Source organism: Echinicola sediminis (assembly GCF_054777495.1).
On record NZ_BAAHAP010000009.1, the window covers coordinates 35,190 to 51,537 of the forward strand.

Annotated in this window: 12 protein-coding genes; 6 read left to right on the plus strand and 6 right to left on the minus strand. The window is 44.4% G+C overall.

The window, feature by feature from the left end:
* Nucleotides 1–67: 67 nt before the first annotated feature.
* From ACYVAA_RS03810 to ACYVAA_RS03820, 3 genes are read right to left on the minus strand one after another with little or no spacing between them, the layout of a single operon-like run.
* The gene (locus ACYVAA_RS03810; RefSeq protein ID WP_460538736.1) at nucleotides 68–1,282 is read right to left on the minus strand and encodes a 3-phosphoshikimate 1-carboxyvinyltransferase; all 1,215 of its coding nucleotides are present in this window, start codon (nucleotides 1,280–1,282) and stop codon (nucleotides 68–70) included.
* Nucleotides 1,279–2,316, minus strand: coding sequence for a 3-dehydroquinate synthase (aroB, locus tag ACYVAA_RS03815; protein ID WP_460538737.1), 1,038 nt, complete (start codon nucleotides 2,314–2,316; stop codon nucleotides 1,279–1,281). Before aroB ends, ACYVAA_RS03810 begins: the two co-directional genes overlap by 4 nt.
* Nucleotides 2,317–2,348: 32 nt before the next feature.
* Nucleotides 2,349–3,452 (minus strand): chorismate mutase, encoded by a 1,104-nt coding sequence (locus tag ACYVAA_RS03820; protein ID WP_460538738.1) that lies wholly within the window; start codon nucleotides 3,450–3,452, stop codon nucleotides 2,349–2,351.
* Nucleotides 3,453–3,986: 534 nt separating this feature from the next.
* On the opposite strand from ACYVAA_RS03820, the gene ACYVAA_RS03825 reads away from it, so the two are divergent.
* From ACYVAA_RS03825 to ACYVAA_RS03835, 3 genes are all read left to right on the plus strand, one after another.
* Complete coding sequence (locus ACYVAA_RS03825) at nucleotides 3,987–5,174, plus strand: proline dehydrogenase family protein (RefSeq protein ID WP_460538739.1); 1,188 nt, start codon at nucleotides 3,987–3,989, stop codon at nucleotides 5,172–5,174.
* A gap of 20 nt (nucleotides 5,175–5,194) precedes the next feature.
* On the plus strand, nucleotides 5,195–6,913 hold the full coding sequence (gene lysS / locus ACYVAA_RS03830) for a lysine--tRNA ligase (protein WP_460538740.1): 1,719 nt from the start codon (nucleotides 5,195–5,197) through the stop codon (nucleotides 6,911–6,913).
* 149 nt (nucleotides 6,914–7,062) lie between these two features.
* Nucleotides 7,063–8,277, plus strand: a complete 1,215-nt coding sequence (locus ACYVAA_RS03835; RefSeq protein WP_460538791.1) for an arginine deiminase — start codon at nucleotides 7,063–7,065, stop codon at nucleotides 8,275–8,277.
* Between the two features lie 102 nt (nucleotides 8,278–8,379).
* On the opposite strand, the gene ACYVAA_RS03840 is transcribed toward ACYVAA_RS03835, so the two are convergent.
* Complete coding sequence (locus ACYVAA_RS03840) at nucleotides 8,380–11,136, minus strand: LPS-assembly protein LptD (protein WP_460538741.1); 2,757 nt, start codon at nucleotides 11,134–11,136, stop codon at nucleotides 8,380–8,382.
* Nucleotides 11,137–11,200: 64 nt separating this feature from the next.
* On the opposite strand from ACYVAA_RS03840, the gene ACYVAA_RS03845 reads away from it, so the two are divergent.
* From ACYVAA_RS03845 to ACYVAA_RS03855, 3 genes are all read left to right on the plus strand, one after another.
* Nucleotides 11,201–12,001 carry an N-acetylmuramoyl-L-alanine amidase family protein gene (locus tag ACYVAA_RS03845; protein WP_460538742.1) on the plus strand — a complete coding sequence of 267 codons (801 nt, stop codon included), beginning with the start codon at nucleotides 11,201–11,203 and terminating at the stop codon, nucleotides 11,999–12,001.
* A 176-nt stretch (nucleotides 12,002–12,177) separates the two neighbouring features.
* Nucleotides 12,178–13,797, plus strand: coding sequence for an acyl-CoA carboxylase subunit beta (locus ACYVAA_RS03850; RefSeq protein ID WP_460538743.1), 1,620 nt, complete (start codon nucleotides 12,178–12,180; stop codon nucleotides 13,795–13,797).
* 81 nt (nucleotides 13,798–13,878) lie between these two features.
* A complete protein-coding gene (locus ACYVAA_RS03855; protein ID WP_460538745.1) occupies nucleotides 13,879–14,727 on the plus strand; it encodes a transglutaminase-like domain-containing protein in 849 nt (282 codons plus the stop codon).
* Here ACYVAA_RS03855 and ACYVAA_RS03860 read toward each other — a convergent pair.
* On the minus strand, nucleotides 14,721–15,305 hold the full coding sequence (locus tag ACYVAA_RS03860) for a thioredoxin domain-containing protein (RefSeq protein WP_460538746.1): 585 nt from the start codon (nucleotides 15,303–15,305) through the stop codon (nucleotides 14,721–14,723). The genes ACYVAA_RS03855 and ACYVAA_RS03860 overlap by 7 nt on opposite strands.
* Before the next feature lie 392 nt (nucleotides 15,306–15,697).
* Nucleotides 15,698–16,327, minus strand: a complete 630-nt coding sequence (locus ACYVAA_RS03865; RefSeq protein WP_460538747.1) for a 4'-phosphopantetheinyl transferase family protein — start codon at nucleotides 16,325–16,327, stop codon at nucleotides 15,698–15,700.
* Nucleotides 16,328–16,348 lie beyond the last annotated feature (21 nt).

Genomic DNA, 16,348 nt, shown 5'->3' on the forward strand with positions numbered 1-16,348 from the left:
GATTATTTTGGAGGATAACAAAACTGCCTGACTTAAGAAAAGGTCAGGCAGTGATTATATCATTGTATTAAAGGGACCAGCCGACCAGGTCACAGTGCTTCCAAAAGCTAGGGTAGGATTTGTTGACTACGTCTTTGTCCTCAAAAGTGACTTGGGATCGAGTGGCCAAAGGCATGAAGGCCATGGCCATCCTGTGGTCATCATAGGTGTCTATGAATACTTCGACGGGGATGTCGGTAGAAGGAATCAGGGTGAATTCACCATTTTCACCTTCTTCCAGCTTGGCATCGATTTTGGCCAGTTCCTGCTGAAGTGCCAAGATCCTGTCAGTTTCTTTGATCCTCAGACTTTCCAGTCCGGTGAATTTACTCTTTTGGCCGATTATTGCGCAGGTTACTGCTACCGTTTGGGCCAGGTCCGGACAGTGGGTAAAGTCAAAGTGCTCCAGTCCGCTTACTTCCTTTTTGCTCAGTTGGATGCCACCGTCCCTGAATTCGCTTTGGATACCCAATTTATCCATAATCTCTACGATTTTGGAGTCGCCTTGTAGGCTGTTTTTTTTCAGGCCTTTGAGGAAGAGCGCTCCTTGGTCTGCACAGGCCAAAAGGCTGAACCAATAGCTTGCCCCTGACCAGTCGCTTTCCACGGCAAAATCCGTGTTTTGGTATTGCTGGTGGGGAACTTTAATGATGTTGTCTTCAAAGCTATACTCAATGCCAAATTGTTTCATCAGTTCCAGGGTCATCTCTATGTATGTTCTGGAGCCGATTTTTCCGGTAAGTTCCAGGGTCAGGCCCTCAGGAAGCAATGGTGCGTTCATGACCAAAGCTGAGATATACTGACTGCTGACATCTCCTCGGATCTGTAGATGGTTGGTAAGCTGCTTTGAGAAGCCCTTGGTTTCCATAGGGGGGAAGCCCTCTTGGCCTTTGTATTCGATCTCTGCCCCTAAGCTTCTCAAGGCATCCACCAAAATGCCGATTGGCCGCTCACACATGCGTGGAGTGCCCGTAAGGGTTTTCTTTTTGTTTGTCAGCGCAGCATAGGCGGTTAAGAAGCGCATCGTCGTGCCGGCATCTAGCACGTCCAGGGTTTCGGGATCTTCTCCCAACAGCCGGATCATGGTTTGGGTGTCCCTCGCTTCGGCCAGGTTGGAGATTTTGTTTTCACCTTCCGTAAGTGCGTCGATGATCAAGACCCTGTTGCTTTCACTTTTAGATGAAGGCAAGGGGATGGTAACTTCGCCAAAACTTGATTTGGCCGCTAAAGTTATGGTGTTCATGGATGGTTAGTGTTGTAAAAATTCAAGGATGCGATGATGTCTTCCAGGCTGACGGCAATATTGTAATCGCATTCACCGATTTTTTTGAGCAGGGAGCAGTTGATGGTGGTGCCTTCATTTTTCTTGTCCTGGAAACAAAGCTTGGCTATGGCATCCAAATCATCTCCAGGAATCTCCACTTTACCAAAGATGCTGAATAAGGTCTTTGTAATGGTGTTCAGCTCTTCCTTTGGCAGTCGGATATGGTGATGGGAAAGGTAGGCTTCTGCTATCATGCCTATGGCAATGGCCTCGCCATGCAGCAAATGCCTCTCCGTATCCAGGTAAAATGATTCCACAGCATGTCCGACCGTATGTCCAAAGTTGAGGATTTTTCTGAGCCCATCTTCTTTGGGGTCTTTCGAAACCACCTCTTTTTTAATCTGAACAGACTTTTCTATGATCTCCTTCCAGTTTTGCTCCTGCCAATTTTGAAATTTCAGGCTGTTGAAATAGTTTTCATTTCTGATCAATCCGTGTTTGATGACTTCCGCATAGCCTGACCGCAGTTCAGGCAAGGGGAGTGTGGATAAGAAAATGTCAGAGATGATTACCGTTTCAGGCTCATTGAAAACTCCAATGTGGTTTTTGAAACCATTGAAATCAACCCCCAGCTTACCCCCGACACTGGCGTCCACCTGTGAGAGGAGGGTGGTGGGGATATTGAGGAATCTTATGCCGCGCTTGTAGGTGCTGGCACAAAATCCCCCCATATCCCCTGTGACTCCACCACCTAGATTGATAATCAGTGATTTTCTGTCAAATCCACAATCTGTCATCCATTGCCAGATTTCAGTGCAGGTGGTCAAGGTTTTATTGACCTCACCGGCCTGGAACTGGAAGTGCTCGTGGGCAGGGAGGTTTTTCCTGATCACGGGATAACAGGCTTGGTAAGTATTGCTATCAGTGATGATTCCCAGTTTGGAAAAGCTCTTGGTCTTCAAGTAGCTTTCAAGGTCTGTAGCAATTTGGTTTGAGAAAATAATTGATTCCAAGGGAATGATTTTTTATGGATTAAAATCTGCTATTAAGCGTCTTTTTTTACGGCGCTACCTTCTCTAAGTTGTTTTTCCTGTCTTTTGACGGATTCCTCATGGATAGTGAAGAGCAGTTCTTTCATGAATTTCTCGCTAAGGCCCTTTTTGATGCCCTTGTTTGTTCTTGAGTCCATCACTTCTTTCCATCTGTCAGACTGGAACACGGTCAGTTTGTGCTCTCTTTTGTGCGAACCGATTTGGTCGATCACGGCAAACCTTTCTGCCAACAGATCCAATAACTGATCGTCCAAGTGGTCTACTGCAGTTCTAAGGTCGTGCAGTTTTTCGCTTGGTTTTTCTTTGTCAAGCGTATTTTTGAAGTCGATTTTAGCAAGTATCTCTTTCAGCTGAGCTGGGGTAACCTGTTGTTTGGCATCACTCCATGCGTTGTCTGGGTCGTGGTGGGTTTCGATCATCAAACCGTCCAGTCCGAAGTTGATGGCTCTTTGAGAAACTTCCAGGATACCGTCTCTTCTACCTACAATATGGCTAGGGTCATTGATCACTTCCATGCCTTTCCATTCTCTTTTCAGGTGAATCGGCATAGACCAGTTAGGCTTGTTTCTGAACCTTTTGTCGTAAGCGTCACTGAAACCTCTGTGGATTGCGGCCAGTTTGTTGATGCCTACGGCGTGAAGTCTTTCCAAAGCACCGATCCACAACTGAAGATCAGGGTTCATTGGATTTTTTACCATAACAGGGATGTCCGTTCCTCTAAGTGCTTCTGCGATTTCCTGTACGGCAAATGGGTTAACAGTGGTTCTGGCTCCTATCCATAATACATCTACGTTGTGTTTAAGGGCCAATTCCACGTGAGCAGTATTACCAACTTCAGTAGTAATAGGGATGTTGAGATGGTGTCTTACGATTTCCATCCACTTAAGGCCGTCTTCTCCGATTCCTTCGAAGCTTCCCGGTCTGGTTCTTGGCTTCCAGATACCTGCACGGAACATAGAAGGAATAACGTTTTCCTTTTTCATTTCCAAGCAGACTTTCTCTACTTGCTCTGATGTTTCAGCACTACAAGGTCCGGCGATGATTACATGGCCATTAAGTCCCAAGCCCCATTCTGATGTTTGTAAGTGATCTTTCATTTTTGTTTAAGATTGAAATAAAAAAGCCCGACTCTTTCGAATCGGGCTTCTTTGGTTTATGTATGAATTTTATTTTTTATCCAGACAATAAGCAGCTCCGATTCGGCCTTTTGGACGAAAGTAAAAAAAGAAAAAGATAAAATATGTTGCTGCGTTTTTCATCATGGCTCCAAAATTAGGGGGTGCATTTTTAAAAAACAATAAAAACTAAATTAAATTTTAGAAAAATCATTGTTTTACAGCGGAAAGGTTGTCAGAAAGCAAATTTGTGGCAAAAAGATGGTGATAGATTTTTTATAAATGGCTATGTTGGCCCGTAAGAACCTGAGCTCCCGTCTGAAGTTCTCCAAAGTAGTTTAAGATAAAGCATGGAGAAAAGGAATGGGGTTTGTGGGGCAGTTAAGCATAGGTTTATCGTTGATTGGCGGAGTGTTTTTGACAAGGCTGGTCAAAGGTGGACATGAGGTATTTATAGGGAATAAAAATAAAGTCTGTAGATGTTTTTTTAATATATTTGCAGCTTGATTCAAAACGATGAATACAAAACCCAATATTTCTTTTGAGAACACTGAGGTTGCCTTCGCTTCCAGGACGGATGCGGAGCTCAGAAAAATGTATCTGATTTTTGCCGTAATGGATAGCAATATGGCCGTAAAGCTGGGAACCAACCTGGCAGATGTGGCCTTTAAACTGAAGTTACCGGTAAAAGGGATCATGAAAAAAACAATGTTCGGCCACTTTTGTGGAGGAGAGAGCATTGAGGATTGTAAAAAGTCCATCAAGGAATTGGAGCAGTTTGGGATAGGGACTATTCTGGATTACTCTGTGGAGGGGAAAGGTACGGAAAAGAGTTACGACTTTACCCGGGATGAAATCTTACGGACCATAGAAAGGTCCGCCGGAGCCAAGGAGATTCCATTTACGGTGTTTAAGGTGACTGGGCTGGGAAGTTCCAAGATCATGACCAAGGTTCAGTCAGGGGAGAAACTGACAGAAAAGGAACAAGAAGCTTTTGAACGGCTAAAAGCGCGAGTGGACATGCTGTGTAAATCCGCCCATGATAATGATGTGAGGATTATGATCGATGGGGAGGAAAGCTGGTTCCAAGGGGTGATAGATGATTTGGCTTATGCTGCTATGGAAAAGTACAATGCAGAAAAAGCCATTGTTTACAATACCTACCAAATGTACCGGAAGGACATGCTGGGCCTGTTGAAAAGTGCCTTTGCCGAAGCCGAAGAGAAAGGCTTCTACTTGGGCGCCAAGTTGGTTAGAGGAGCCTATATGGAGAAGGAGAGGGACAGGGCCGAGGACAAAGGCTACCCGAGTCCCATCAATGATACCAAGGAGGATTCGGACACTTGCTATAATGAGGCCGTAAAGTTCTGTATTGAAAACAAAGACCGTATATATATGGTCAATGGATCGCATAATGAGCTGAGCAATATCATTCTGACAGAACTGATGAATCTCCATGGAATGGCACCTTCGGACAAGCGGGTCTATTTCGCACAGCTGTACGGGATGAGTGATAACATATCCTATAATTTATCCTTTGCGGGATATAATGTAGCCAAATATGTTCCTTATGGTCCAGTGGAAAAAGTAATGCCCTATCTGTACCGGCGAGCGGCAGAAAATACCAGTGTGGCCGGGCAAAGCAGTAGGGAGTTTGAATTGATTAAAAAAGAGATGGCCAGAAGATCGTCCATCAAAAAATAAAAATAATAATATCCAAGTCTATGCAATTATTGAGCGAACAAGAGATAGAAAGAAGAAAAGACAGGGAAGCCTTGATGAATTTAGGGATAGATCCTTATCCGGCCATTGAGTTTCCTGTGAACGTGACTTCTGAAGACATCCATAAAAATTATGAGAACCATAAAACAGACTATAAGGATGTTTCTATAGCTGGTCGTTTGATGAGCAGAAGGATCATGGGCTCGGCCTCGTTTGCAGAGATCCAGGATTCCTACGGAAGGCTACAGGTATATGTTAGACGGGATGATATCTGTCCAGATGAAGACAAGACCCTGTACAATACAGTATTTAAGAAGCTTCTGGGAATAGGTGATTATATCGGTGTAAAGGGCTATATCTTCACTACCCAAACAGGGGAGATTTCCCTTCATGTGACCTCACTTACAATATTGTCCAAGTCAGTGAAGCCTTTGCCTGTGGTGAAACGTGATGATGATGGCAATGTATATGATGGATTTACTGATCCGGAGCTGAGATACAGACAGCGGTATGTGGATCTTACGGTTAATCCTGAAGTGAAGAACGTGTTTATCACAAGGACAAAGATCATCTCCAACATGAGGAGGTATTTTGATGATCATGGCTGGATGGAAGTGGAAACCCCAATACTCCAAGCAGTACATGGCGGGGCAGCGGCGAGGCCTTTTGCCACGCACCACAATACCTTGGATATGCCCCTTTACCTGAGGATAGCCAATGAGCTTTACCTAAAAAGATTGATCGTAGGTGGCTTTGACGGGGTGTATGAATTTGGGAAGATGTTCAGAAATGAAGGGATGGACAGGACCCATAACCCTGAGTTTACTTCCATGGAAATTTATGTGGCCTATAAGGATTACATCTGGATGATGAAAATGGTGGAGGACCTGTTGGAAAAGGTAACGGTTTCTGTTCATGGGACTCCAGTGGTGAAAGTTGGTAAGCAAGAAATAAATTTTGCGGGGCCTTATCGAAGATTGTCCATGTTCGATTCCATTAAGGAATATGCCGGGGTGGATGTAAGCAAGATGGATGAAGAGGAACTGCGCAAAGTCTGTGCTGATTTTGGTATAGAGGTGGATGAGACCATGGGCAAAGGGAAGTTGATAGATGAGATCTTTGGTGAAAAAGTGGAGGATCATTTGATCCAGCCTACTTATATTACTGACTATCCGATCGAAATGACGCCTTTGGCCAAAAAACACCGTACAGAGGAAGGCTTGGTAGAGCGATTTGAACTGTTTGTCAATGGTAAGGAAATCGCCAATGCCTATACGGAGCTTAACGATCCTATTGATCAGAGAGAGCGTTTTGAAGACCAGTTGAAACTGGCTGAAAGAGGGGATGATGAGGCCATGGCAATGGATGAGGATTTCTTAAGAGCCTTGGAATACGGTATGCCGCCTACAGCAGGTCTGGGGATTGGTATCGACCGGCTGACCATGATGTTGACCAATAATTCTACCATTCAGGAAGTGCTGTTTTTCCCTCAGATGAGGCCGGAGAAAAAAGTGAAGATAGCTACCGATGAGGATTTTGTGGCTTTGGGAATAGCGCCTGAGTTGGTGCCGGCCATCAGGGATCTGAATATCCATACGATAGATCAGCTGAAAGAGCAGGATCCCAATAAGCTGTTCAATGATGTCTGTGGAAGAAGGAAGAAGTTGAAATTAAAAGTCAATAATCCGAGTAAAGAGGATGTGGCAGGTTGGTTGGTCTAAGCCGATCATCCTATTGGAAAATAAAGAAAACCGGACATTTATTGTCCGGTTTTTTTGTTTATGGCAATATTGATAATTGATTGTTTCTTTTTTGTTAATTTTTGACGTATATTATTGAAAATTTTTAAATTGTTGTTTCGTTAAATATGATGGACCTGAGAATAAATTCTGAATTTGGAACGCTCAAGACAGTCTTGATGCACAGACCGGGAAAGGAGATTGACCGTCTTACCCCTTACAATAAAGAGTTTTTGCTCTTTGAGGATGTTCCCTATTTGGAAGCCATGCAGCTGGAGCATGATTATTTTACCAATGTGATCAAGCAAACCACGGGAGCACAAATTCTTTCGTTGCATGAACTGCTGATGGAAACCATGTCAGATGACCAGATCCTTTTTAAAATGATGGAAGAGGCTTTGACCTTTTCGAGGCTCTCCCATTTTACAGAAAGTATTTTGGAAAGGCTTTCGACATCGGAGTGTGCCACTGCTCTGATAGCGGGAGTGAAAGTACACGAGCTTAAGAAGAAAATCAACAAGCTTCCATTGGTGGATTTGATGGACCTGGCTTTCGTTATTCCTCCCTGTCCCAACCTGTATTTCCAACGGGACCCCGCAGCGCTCACCCCAGGTGGGATGATATTTTCGAGCATGAAGATGGAAGGGAGACAAAGGGAGGCCAATGTGGTTCGGTCGATATTTGAGAACCATCCCGATTTTAAGGACAGCACAAATAGGATTTATCCCATCGATGGACATAACAGCCCGGCCTGTATAGAAGGAGGGGATGTCATTGTGCTTTCTGAAAAGGCCGTTGCGATAGGCAATTCAGAACGGACGGATGAGAAGGCGATCTACCATGTGGCCAAAGCGTTATTGGCTGAAGGAACTGTGGAGAGGGTGTATGAGGTTCACTTGCCCAAGCAAAGGAATTTCATGCATTTGGATACCGTGTTTACGGTATTGGATGAAAACCTGGTGCTTACCTATCCGGATGCACTCGAAGCAGTATTGCAGACCAGTCTTTATACACTAAAAAGTAAAAATGATGACCAGGTCCATATCAAAAGAACGGTGCTCAAAGAATCTCTTTTGACCGTTTTGGATAAGGAAATTCCTTATTTGGAAATCATCCACATGGGGAATGGTTATAAAGATTATGCTTTAAGGGAGCAGTGGTTTGATGGGGCCAACGTTTTTGCGATTGGGCCTAGGAAAGTGATTTCCTATAAGAGAAACAAACATACCAACCGGGCCTTGAGGGACGCAGGGGTGGAAGTGATCGATATTCCTTCCTCAGAGCTTTCCAGGGGCCTGGGCGGACCTAGGTGTATGACCATGCCATTAAGCAGGGCTAAAATTTAGGCAGGTCTGATTAGAATGTCCCCTGCCGAATATTGAATTATGAGACCGCGTTCCGCGGCAGATCACTGAATGTCCTTGTTGTCTGTAACCTACTAAGCTCTTCTAAAAATCGAAGAAAGATCTTCTTCTGGAGATTTTCAGGTCCTGAAGGATGCTGGCTTTGACCCTGATGTCGATATTATAACTGGTAAAGGAGCCAAAAGGAATCCAGCTGGCATTCATCTGCCAACAGTGCAGGTCCCGTGCAATACCGATCATGGATTGGGTGATTTTTTGAGTAGATAAGTCAAGCCCTGTATTGAAATTGATTTTCCACTTTTCTGAAAAACTCACATCACCAGAAAGGTTGATTGCCTGGGTAATGTTGGTGGAGCCCGATCGGTCACTTTTACTATAGCTGAGGTTATAGCTATAGTTGATGTTCCATGGAATACTCCAGTCAATGTACTGGCTGGGGTCGTTGGCTATGCGGTTGATTTCGTTTTCTACCGCATCGTTCAACTGACCGCCTTGTTGGAGGTAATCGTTGGTGAGCTCTTCGCGAGTGTCGGCAGGTGTTTTTTCTACCCCTCGTGGATTAAAGCTTCCGTTGAGGTTCAGGTTTGCCCGGCTGATGGTGCCCACTCCTTGGCCTCTCTTCCAGGCGTATTCGTTGATTCTTCGGGTAAAGCTATCACCGTCTTCCTCGGTAAAGGTTTGGGTAGCGTAAGGGTTCAAAGTGGCTGAAAGCGCAACGGATATTTTGTTGTCAAAGAACGAGGTCCTTGTGCTCATGTTGATCGGAGCGAGGTTAAAGGAGTCGGCCACGAAGTTGTAATTGGTGGAAATATTGAAGGATTGCAACAAGGGGAATTTCTTTGAGGTAGTCTCTGCTGTATCACTTTCCACTCTTTTTTTAGCTTCCAAGGTATTCCGGATGGAGATGTTCAATGACCTTGATTCCCCTCTTGGGGCACCGCCATAAAGGAATCCCTGAAAGCGGCTGTAAAGTTGGCGGTTTCCTTCTTCGTCCACCTGTACACTTTGGTAGTATCCGTATTTCGGATCCGAAAAGTCCGGGGTGAAGGACATGCCTATAGTAGGCTGCACATGGTGTCTGATCGCTTCCAGTTTGGAGTTTTTACCAAAGGTATAGAACCCGTAAATATTGGTGGCCAAATTAAAAGAAGTGTTATAATAGCCTACCCTGCTGAAGCCATTTTCCAAAATCCTGTCCACCCGTTCTTCAGGTGCATTATAGTAATAGTTGACCCGATCGAAATACCACAATTCGGTGTACTGAAATCCAGCTGTCCCGGTAAAATATTTGAACAAGGTGAAGTTGGATGAGACGGGAAGTGTATGTCGAAATCCATTTTCAGCCTGTTTCAGCAATGTAGGAAGATTGGCCCAAGTGAATGGGACGACATCTGGGGTTTCTTCAATATCCAAAACCTCCTCCTGCAGGGATGCGTTGTCTACCCCAAATTCCTCAACCACTTTATTGTTTACCGAATTTTGGGCATTGAAGTTCCAGGCAAAATTCAGGGTCTTGAGGGGCTCAAACCGCGAGTTACGGAAGGGGGTTTGCCTGTTCATGTTCACCGAGATGTCCGGGAGGATCAGCCTGACCTCATCGGTCTGAATGTTTTGGGAATGCCTTAAATTAGCAGACATGCTAAAGGGCGTTCCGGTAAAAGTCTTGCTGTATGAAATGTTAGAGGTGAATTCAGAATTGGTGTTTCTCAGGTAATTGTTCGGGTTGACCACCAGGTTGTTGTAATTGGTCGTCCCTGCATTTACCGATGCGGAAAATCTCGAGTTTCCTCTGGATTCCGGGCTATGGCTCCAGTTGACCCACAGGGTGGTATAATCAAGTGGGTTGGCTTCGGTCTCTGGGCTTCTGAACTGTTGGAAGTCCACGTTGAAGCCGCCTCCATATCGGTATCTTTTTTTGTAGGCAGTAGCAGCCTTGATACCATAGCCACCTTTGGAAAATATCTCACCGGTCAAGCGGGAATGGATGTAATCGTTGAAGGCGAAGTAGTAGCCAAAATCCCTTAAATAGAACCCTCGCCTTCTTTCTTCCCCATAAGAGGGGATAATGATTCCGGAAACCTGTTCTTCTTTCTGGTCGGGAATAAAGCCAAAAGGAAGGCCGACAGGGGTAGGGATACCGTTGAAATAAAGGTTAAAAGGTCCTGATATGGTTTGTTTACCTTCGACAGATTTGATTTTGTTGGAAGAAATATGCCAATGGGGTTCGGCCAGGTTACAGGTGGTATAATACCCATGGTGAAGGTAAATATTGCCCTCATCGTCTTTTTTTACGGTTTCACCACGTAGGAGCCCCTCTTGTTGTTCGGTGACCACATCAGAAATGATGGCTTTTCGCGTTTTAAAATTATACCGCATTTCTTTCCTGATTTCGTAGGTGCTGCTGCCCTCTTTAAAGATAGGGCTACCCTGTACCGCACCGGTAGAGTCGGTAACGCCGGAGGCATAAAGTTCATTGGTTTCCCAGTTGATTTCGATGTAATCGGCATCCAACCGTATGTTGCCATATTCAAACCATGCCTGTTTGTAGAGATAGACTTTTTTCTCTTTGAAATCGGATAAAATGCTGTCTTGCGCCGCGTAGTTGATGGTGCTTTCTATGTCACCTTTGGGCACAACCTTTGTAGTGTCCCCATTAGGAATGGTGTCATTAAGTGCTAAGCTATCGGGAAGTGAAGGGGGGATGCTGTCCGTTAAGGGGGAAAGATCAGGTGCTATAATTTCCTTTTCTGCAGGTCTCCGAGTCGTTCTTTGCGCAAGGGAGCAATGTAGGGAAACTATGATCAGGATAAGGGAAAGATAAACTACCTTAATATTCTGCACCGATTTACTTCTATTTGCTTCGAAAATTTATAAATTTTGCGTAAAGTTAACGTTAATAATGTTTATGAAACGAACCAGTGTCAAAAATGTTATAATAATTTCTCTGCTGACTTGCTTTGTGCTTTTGTCTGCATTTACCCCTGTGGGCGAAAGTATGAGGGAATTCAAGCTGAGAAGGGTGGTGATCGATGCAGGGCACGGCGGAAAGGATCCCGGAACCAGTGGGCGCATATCCAAGGAAAAAGATGTGGCCTTGTCCATTGCCTTACAGGTGGGGGAATATATAGAAAAAAATATTCCTGATTTGGAGGTGATCTATACCCGGAAATCAGATGTGTTTATCGAATTAAAAGAACGGGCAAATATTGCCAACAGGAACAAAGCAGATTTGTTTGTTTCCATTCACTGTAACGCAGTCAGGGGATCCAGTGCCTATGGCACGGAAACCTATGTGATGGGGGCCAACCACTTTGACCGGAATTTTGATGTGGTGAAGCGCGAAAATGCGGTGATTCTCATGGAGGAGGGATACAAGGAAAACTATGAAGGTTTTGATCCTAATTCCCCGGAGTCCTATATGATGTTCAATCTGATGCAGAAAGCCTACTTTGCCAACAGCCTTTCCCTGGCCCAAAAGGTGGAAAATGACTTCAAAACCAGATTAAACAGGCACAGCCGTGGTGTAAAGCAACTCCCGCTGTACGTCCTATGGACCACCAGCATGCCGAGTATCCTTATTGAAACGGGCTTTCTGTCCAATTCCAATGAAGAAAAGTACCTCAACAGTAAAAACGGACAAGCCTACTTGGCGTCCGCTATATACAGGTCCATCAAGGCCTATAAGGAGGAGGTAGAGGCGTATTGATCACGGATTTTTGATCACATAGATATTACAACCGGCTTTTGGCCGGTTTTCTTTTGCCTGTTTTTTGAGGTGGCAATCTAAAATCACCTGTTTTTTTCTATATTGAAAGAGACGAACTTTTATATTAATTTCCTTTCCGATCAAAGGAAATGAACCTTAATCAAGTATATAAGCCCATGAATACAACCAATCTAGCAAAGCATCAGGAATTACTACAGGAGCTTCAAGGCCTTATTGAGAAAGTCAAGCAGGGAGGGGGGGAGAAAAGGATCCAGAAGGAGCATGCAAAAGGCAAACTTACCGCCAGGGAAAGGATCAAGTATTTGATAGATCAGGGGGCGGATTTTTTGGAGATAGGGGCGCTTGCTGCCCATGGGATGTACCAAGAAGAGGGGGGCTGTCCTTCTGCCGGGGTCGTCGCGGGAATCGGTACCGTTAGCGGTCGCATGTGTGTAATCGTGGCGAATGATGCTACTGTCAAGGCGGGGGCATGGTTTCCCATGACGGCCAAAAAAAACCTCCGGGCGCAGGAGATTGCCATGGAAAACAGGCTGCCCATTATTTATTTGGTGGACAGTGCGGGAGTGTTCTTGCCCAAGCAAAATGAAATTTTTCCTGACAAGGAGCATTTTGGCAGGCAGTTTAGAAATAATGCCAAGATGTCTTCCATGGGGATAGTGCAGATTGCCGCCATCATGGGGAGCTGTGTTGCAGGAGGGGCCTATTTGCCCATTATGTCTGATGAAGCGCTGATTGTGGATAAGACAGGGTCCATTTTTTTGGCGGGATCCTATTTGGTCAAAGCGGCTATTGGGGAATCCGTGGATAATGAAACTTTGGGAGGAGCCACAACACACTGTGAAATCTCAGGTGTGACGGATAATAAATATGCCTCTGATGAGGAATGCTTGGATGCCATCAAGCGGATTTTCGAAACACTTGGTGAAAGTGAACATGCTGGGTTTGACAGGGTAGCTCCAAAAGAGCCGATGAAGTCTAATGACCAATTATTTGACCTCTTCCCAACTGATCGGGCCAAACCTTATGATATGCATGAATTGCTGGACTGTTTGGTAGACGAAGGAACTTTTGATGAATACAAAGACGGCTATGGAAAAACGTTGGTGTGCGGAACGGCCCGTATAGAAGGTTGGGCTGTGGGGATTGTGGCCAATCAGCGGAAAATGGTGAAAACCAAAAAGGGAGAAATGCAGATGGGGGGCGTGATCTACTCTGATTCGGCAGACAAGGCCGCCCGGTTTATCATGAACTGTAATCAACGAAAGATTCCCTTACTCTTTCTTCAGGATGTAAGTGGATTTATGGTAGGTAGCAGGGCTGAGCACGGAGGAATTATCAAGGACGGGGCAAAAATGGTCAATGCCATGGCCAACTCTGTGGTGCCAAAGTTTACAGTGGTCATTGGCAATTCTTACGGGGCAGGCAATTATGCGATGTGCGGAAAGGCCTATGATCCTCGCTTGATTTTCAGTTGGCCAACAGCTCAGATGGCCGTGATGAGCGGGGCTTCGGCGGCAAAGACCTTACTTCAGATCAAGGTAGCTTCATTCAAAAAGGCGGGAAAAGAGATTACAGAAGAGGAGGAAGCCAAGTTGCTCAGTGATATTACCGATAAATATAACCAGGAATTAAGTCCTTATTATGCAGCGGCCAGGTTGTGGGTGGATGGGGTGATTTCACCGGAAGAAACCCGGAAAACGGTGTCCATAGGTATAGCTGCAGCGAACCATGCTCCTATTACGGAACGGTTTAATGTAGGAGTTATACAAACTTGATCGTAAATTTGGGCGTAGAATAAAAGGAAGTGTTTATAGTTTTTGGCTGAATAGGACTCCCTGAATACTTGGAAGGAAAATATGGAAAGGCTAAGTGAAAAAGAATTGCATGCATTGGTTTCTCTACTGGATGATACCGATCATGAGGTGAAAGAACATGTAAAGGACAAAATCATCTCATTGGGCAATGATGTGATTCCTTTTTTGGAGAAAAAGTGGGAAAGCAGCTTCAATCCGGAAATCCAAAAAGAAATCGAAGAGTTGGTTCATGAGTTGCAGTTTTCCCTGCTAAAAAAAAGGCTGGAGGATTGGCGGGATTCCCAGGAACAAGATCTACTAAAGGGACTTTGGATCATCAACACCTATCAATACCCCGATCTGGAATTTGAAACGCTGAATGCAGCCATGCATCAGATATATTTTGAAGTGTGGACTTCATTTAAGACTGAAGTTTCCCCTTACGATCAGATACGCTTGGTCAATAATGTGCTGTTCAATCAGCTAAGGTTTTCAGCCAATACAAAAAACTTTCATTCTCCTGCTAATAGCATGATGAGCAATGTGATCGATACCCGCCGAGGAAACCCCATCAGTTTATGTGCTATTTATTATTTGGTGGCCAGAAAGTTAGGTTTGCCGGTTTATGGGGTGAATTTGCCCAATCTATTTGTCCTGACCTTTAAATCGGAAGAGACCACATTCTATATCAATGCCTTTAATAAGGGACTGATCTTTAGCCGTCAGGATATCAATAATTACCTGGAGCACCTTAAAATAGAGCCCAAAGGAGAATTTTTTGAGCCCTGCGACCACATGGACGTAGTGAAAAGGACATTTAGAAATTTAATGGTTTCATTTGATAAACTGGGTGAGTTGGATAAGGTAGAGGAAGTCCGGCTATTGCTCCAAATTTTGGAGTCGGATCAGTAAGCAGTTTGGATAGTACAGCCCACCGGTCTTTGATAGTTGGGGACAGGGTTTTGCCCTTGAAGCACCTGATTGATAGCCGATTCCAAGTATCTTTTTGTGACACTTTGGGGAAGCTGTGGGTTATTGTCGATGGCACCATGGTAAACGACGGCAAATCCTGTAGGGCTTGGAGTCAGCACAAAGGCCTCTGGTGATTTTGTGGCTCCCAACATCCCGGTAAGCTGTTGGTCCGGATCAATCAAGTAGCTGAAGGCAATGTTTTTCTGTGCTATTTTCTTTTTAATATTGACGAGGCTCTCCTCCTCTGTTTTTCCAACAAGTGGATTAATAAAGGCAAAGAGAACTCCCTTCGCGTGAAAAGCTTTTTGTAGGGCCAAGATCCTGTCCTCATACAATTTGGCAAAAGGACAGGCATTAGTGGTAATAATGAGCACTACTGCCTCGGCCGATTTATGGTTCTCAAGCTTATATTGCCCTCCGAATACAAGATCTTCCAGCTCGATTTCTTCTAGTTCTTGGGCCTGGGTAACCATTACCGGGCTTAAAATCACTGTCAATAAAAAGAGTAAACTTTTCATGGCGATAGACTTGTTGCCTTCTCTAATCTACAAAAAAATGGACAAGAAAAGCAGGTAAGCCAAAGGTTTAGCACAAAGTACATAAGCCCCAAATTATTGCCATTTTAGTTAGATGAGAAGATTTAGGGACTAAGTCAACTGCCCAAGGCCGGGTCAAATTGGGTGGGTAGCTTATGACATCATGTTTTATATTTTATGGATTCCCCTAATTTAAACATTAAGGTTAAGGGAGGTTTTTTTGGGAGCTGAGGATTTCTTAATGGCCTTAATACCTTCACTACCTTCATGCTTTATATTATAAATCAAAAAGGAATTAAGTAAAATAAAGGGCGGGGGTTGGTATAAAAGGATAGAAGTTCTTCCTACCAATTATGTTATCGGCTTGATTTAATTTACCAAATGGTATAGGTCAGGACCAAGTCGTCTTCTTTGTCGACTTTCACCGAGTAATAGTGATCGGCGAAATCTGTTCCGTAGATTTTGCCTTTAATTACCCTGTCATTGATACAAAAAGGGGAGAGAAGAATGTGCTGCCGCAGGCTGATGCCTTTTCTGCCCTGACATTTGAAGATGGATTCCTTGGCAGACCAAGCGATGGTGTATAATATGGGGTCATTGTCCAAAAAATCAATTTCCGAGGGATCAAGGAATTTAGGTCCCAATCGGACCACCTTTTCTTTGATATAGTCGATATCTATCCCTACGGGCATCTCCTTATGGAAAATGGCCGCTGCCAGTCCTTTGGTGTGGGTCAGGGAGACGTTTCCATATCCATCCATGGGATAGGACTTGCCGTGTTCGTCCTTATAAAAACCAGGATAGCCCATGTTGATGGCGTCCAGTGCGGATTTGATGGCCAGCCTTGCCCCCTTCCATTCTTTTTGTTTTTCGTAATGACTGATGTTCGCAAATGATAGCCTTTCCCTAAAACTTAAAAAGTCAATGGCTTTATCTTCTTGTTCGTCAATATTCTTAATGGCCAGGGCAGATAAAGGACTAATTTTTTCTATTTTTGCTTGCATAGATTAGAAGAGCGGCTTAGG

Coding starts and splice junctions, on each gene's coding strand:
- ACYVAA_RS03810 (WP_460538736.1), bottom strand. CDS start 1,282: ATGAACACCATAACTTTAGCGGCCAAATCAAGTTTTGGCGAAGTTACC.
- ACYVAA_RS03820 (WP_460538738.1), bottom strand. CDS start 3,452: ATGAAAGATCACTTACAAACATCAGAATGGGGCTTGGGACTTAATGGC.
- ACYVAA_RS03825 (WP_460538739.1), top strand. CDS start 3,987: ATGAATACAAAACCCAATATTTCTTTTGAGAACACTGAGGTTGCCTTC.
- lysS (WP_460538740.1), top strand. CDS start 5,195: ATGCAATTATTGAGCGAACAAGAGATAGAAAGAAGAAAAGACAGGGAA.
- ACYVAA_RS03835 (WP_460538791.1), top strand. CDS start 7,063: ATGGACCTGAGAATAAATTCTGAATTTGGAACGCTCAAGACAGTCTTG.
- ACYVAA_RS03845 (WP_460538742.1), top strand. CDS start 11,201: ATGAAACGAACCAGTGTCAAAAATGTTATAATAATTTCTCTGCTGACT.
- ACYVAA_RS03850 (WP_460538743.1), top strand. CDS start 12,178: ATGAATACAACCAATCTAGCAAAGCATCAGGAATTACTACAGGAGCTT.
- ACYVAA_RS03855 (WP_460538745.1), top strand. CDS start 13,879: ATGGAAAGGCTAAGTGAAAAAGAATTGCATGCATTGGTTTCTCTACTG.
- ACYVAA_RS03860 (WP_460538746.1), bottom strand. CDS start 15,305: ATGAAAAGTTTACTCTTTTTATTGACAGTGATTTTAAGCCCGGTAATG.
- ACYVAA_RS03865 (WP_460538747.1), bottom strand. CDS start 16,327: ATGCAAGCAAAAATAGAAAAAATTAGTCCTTTATCTGCCCTGGCCATT.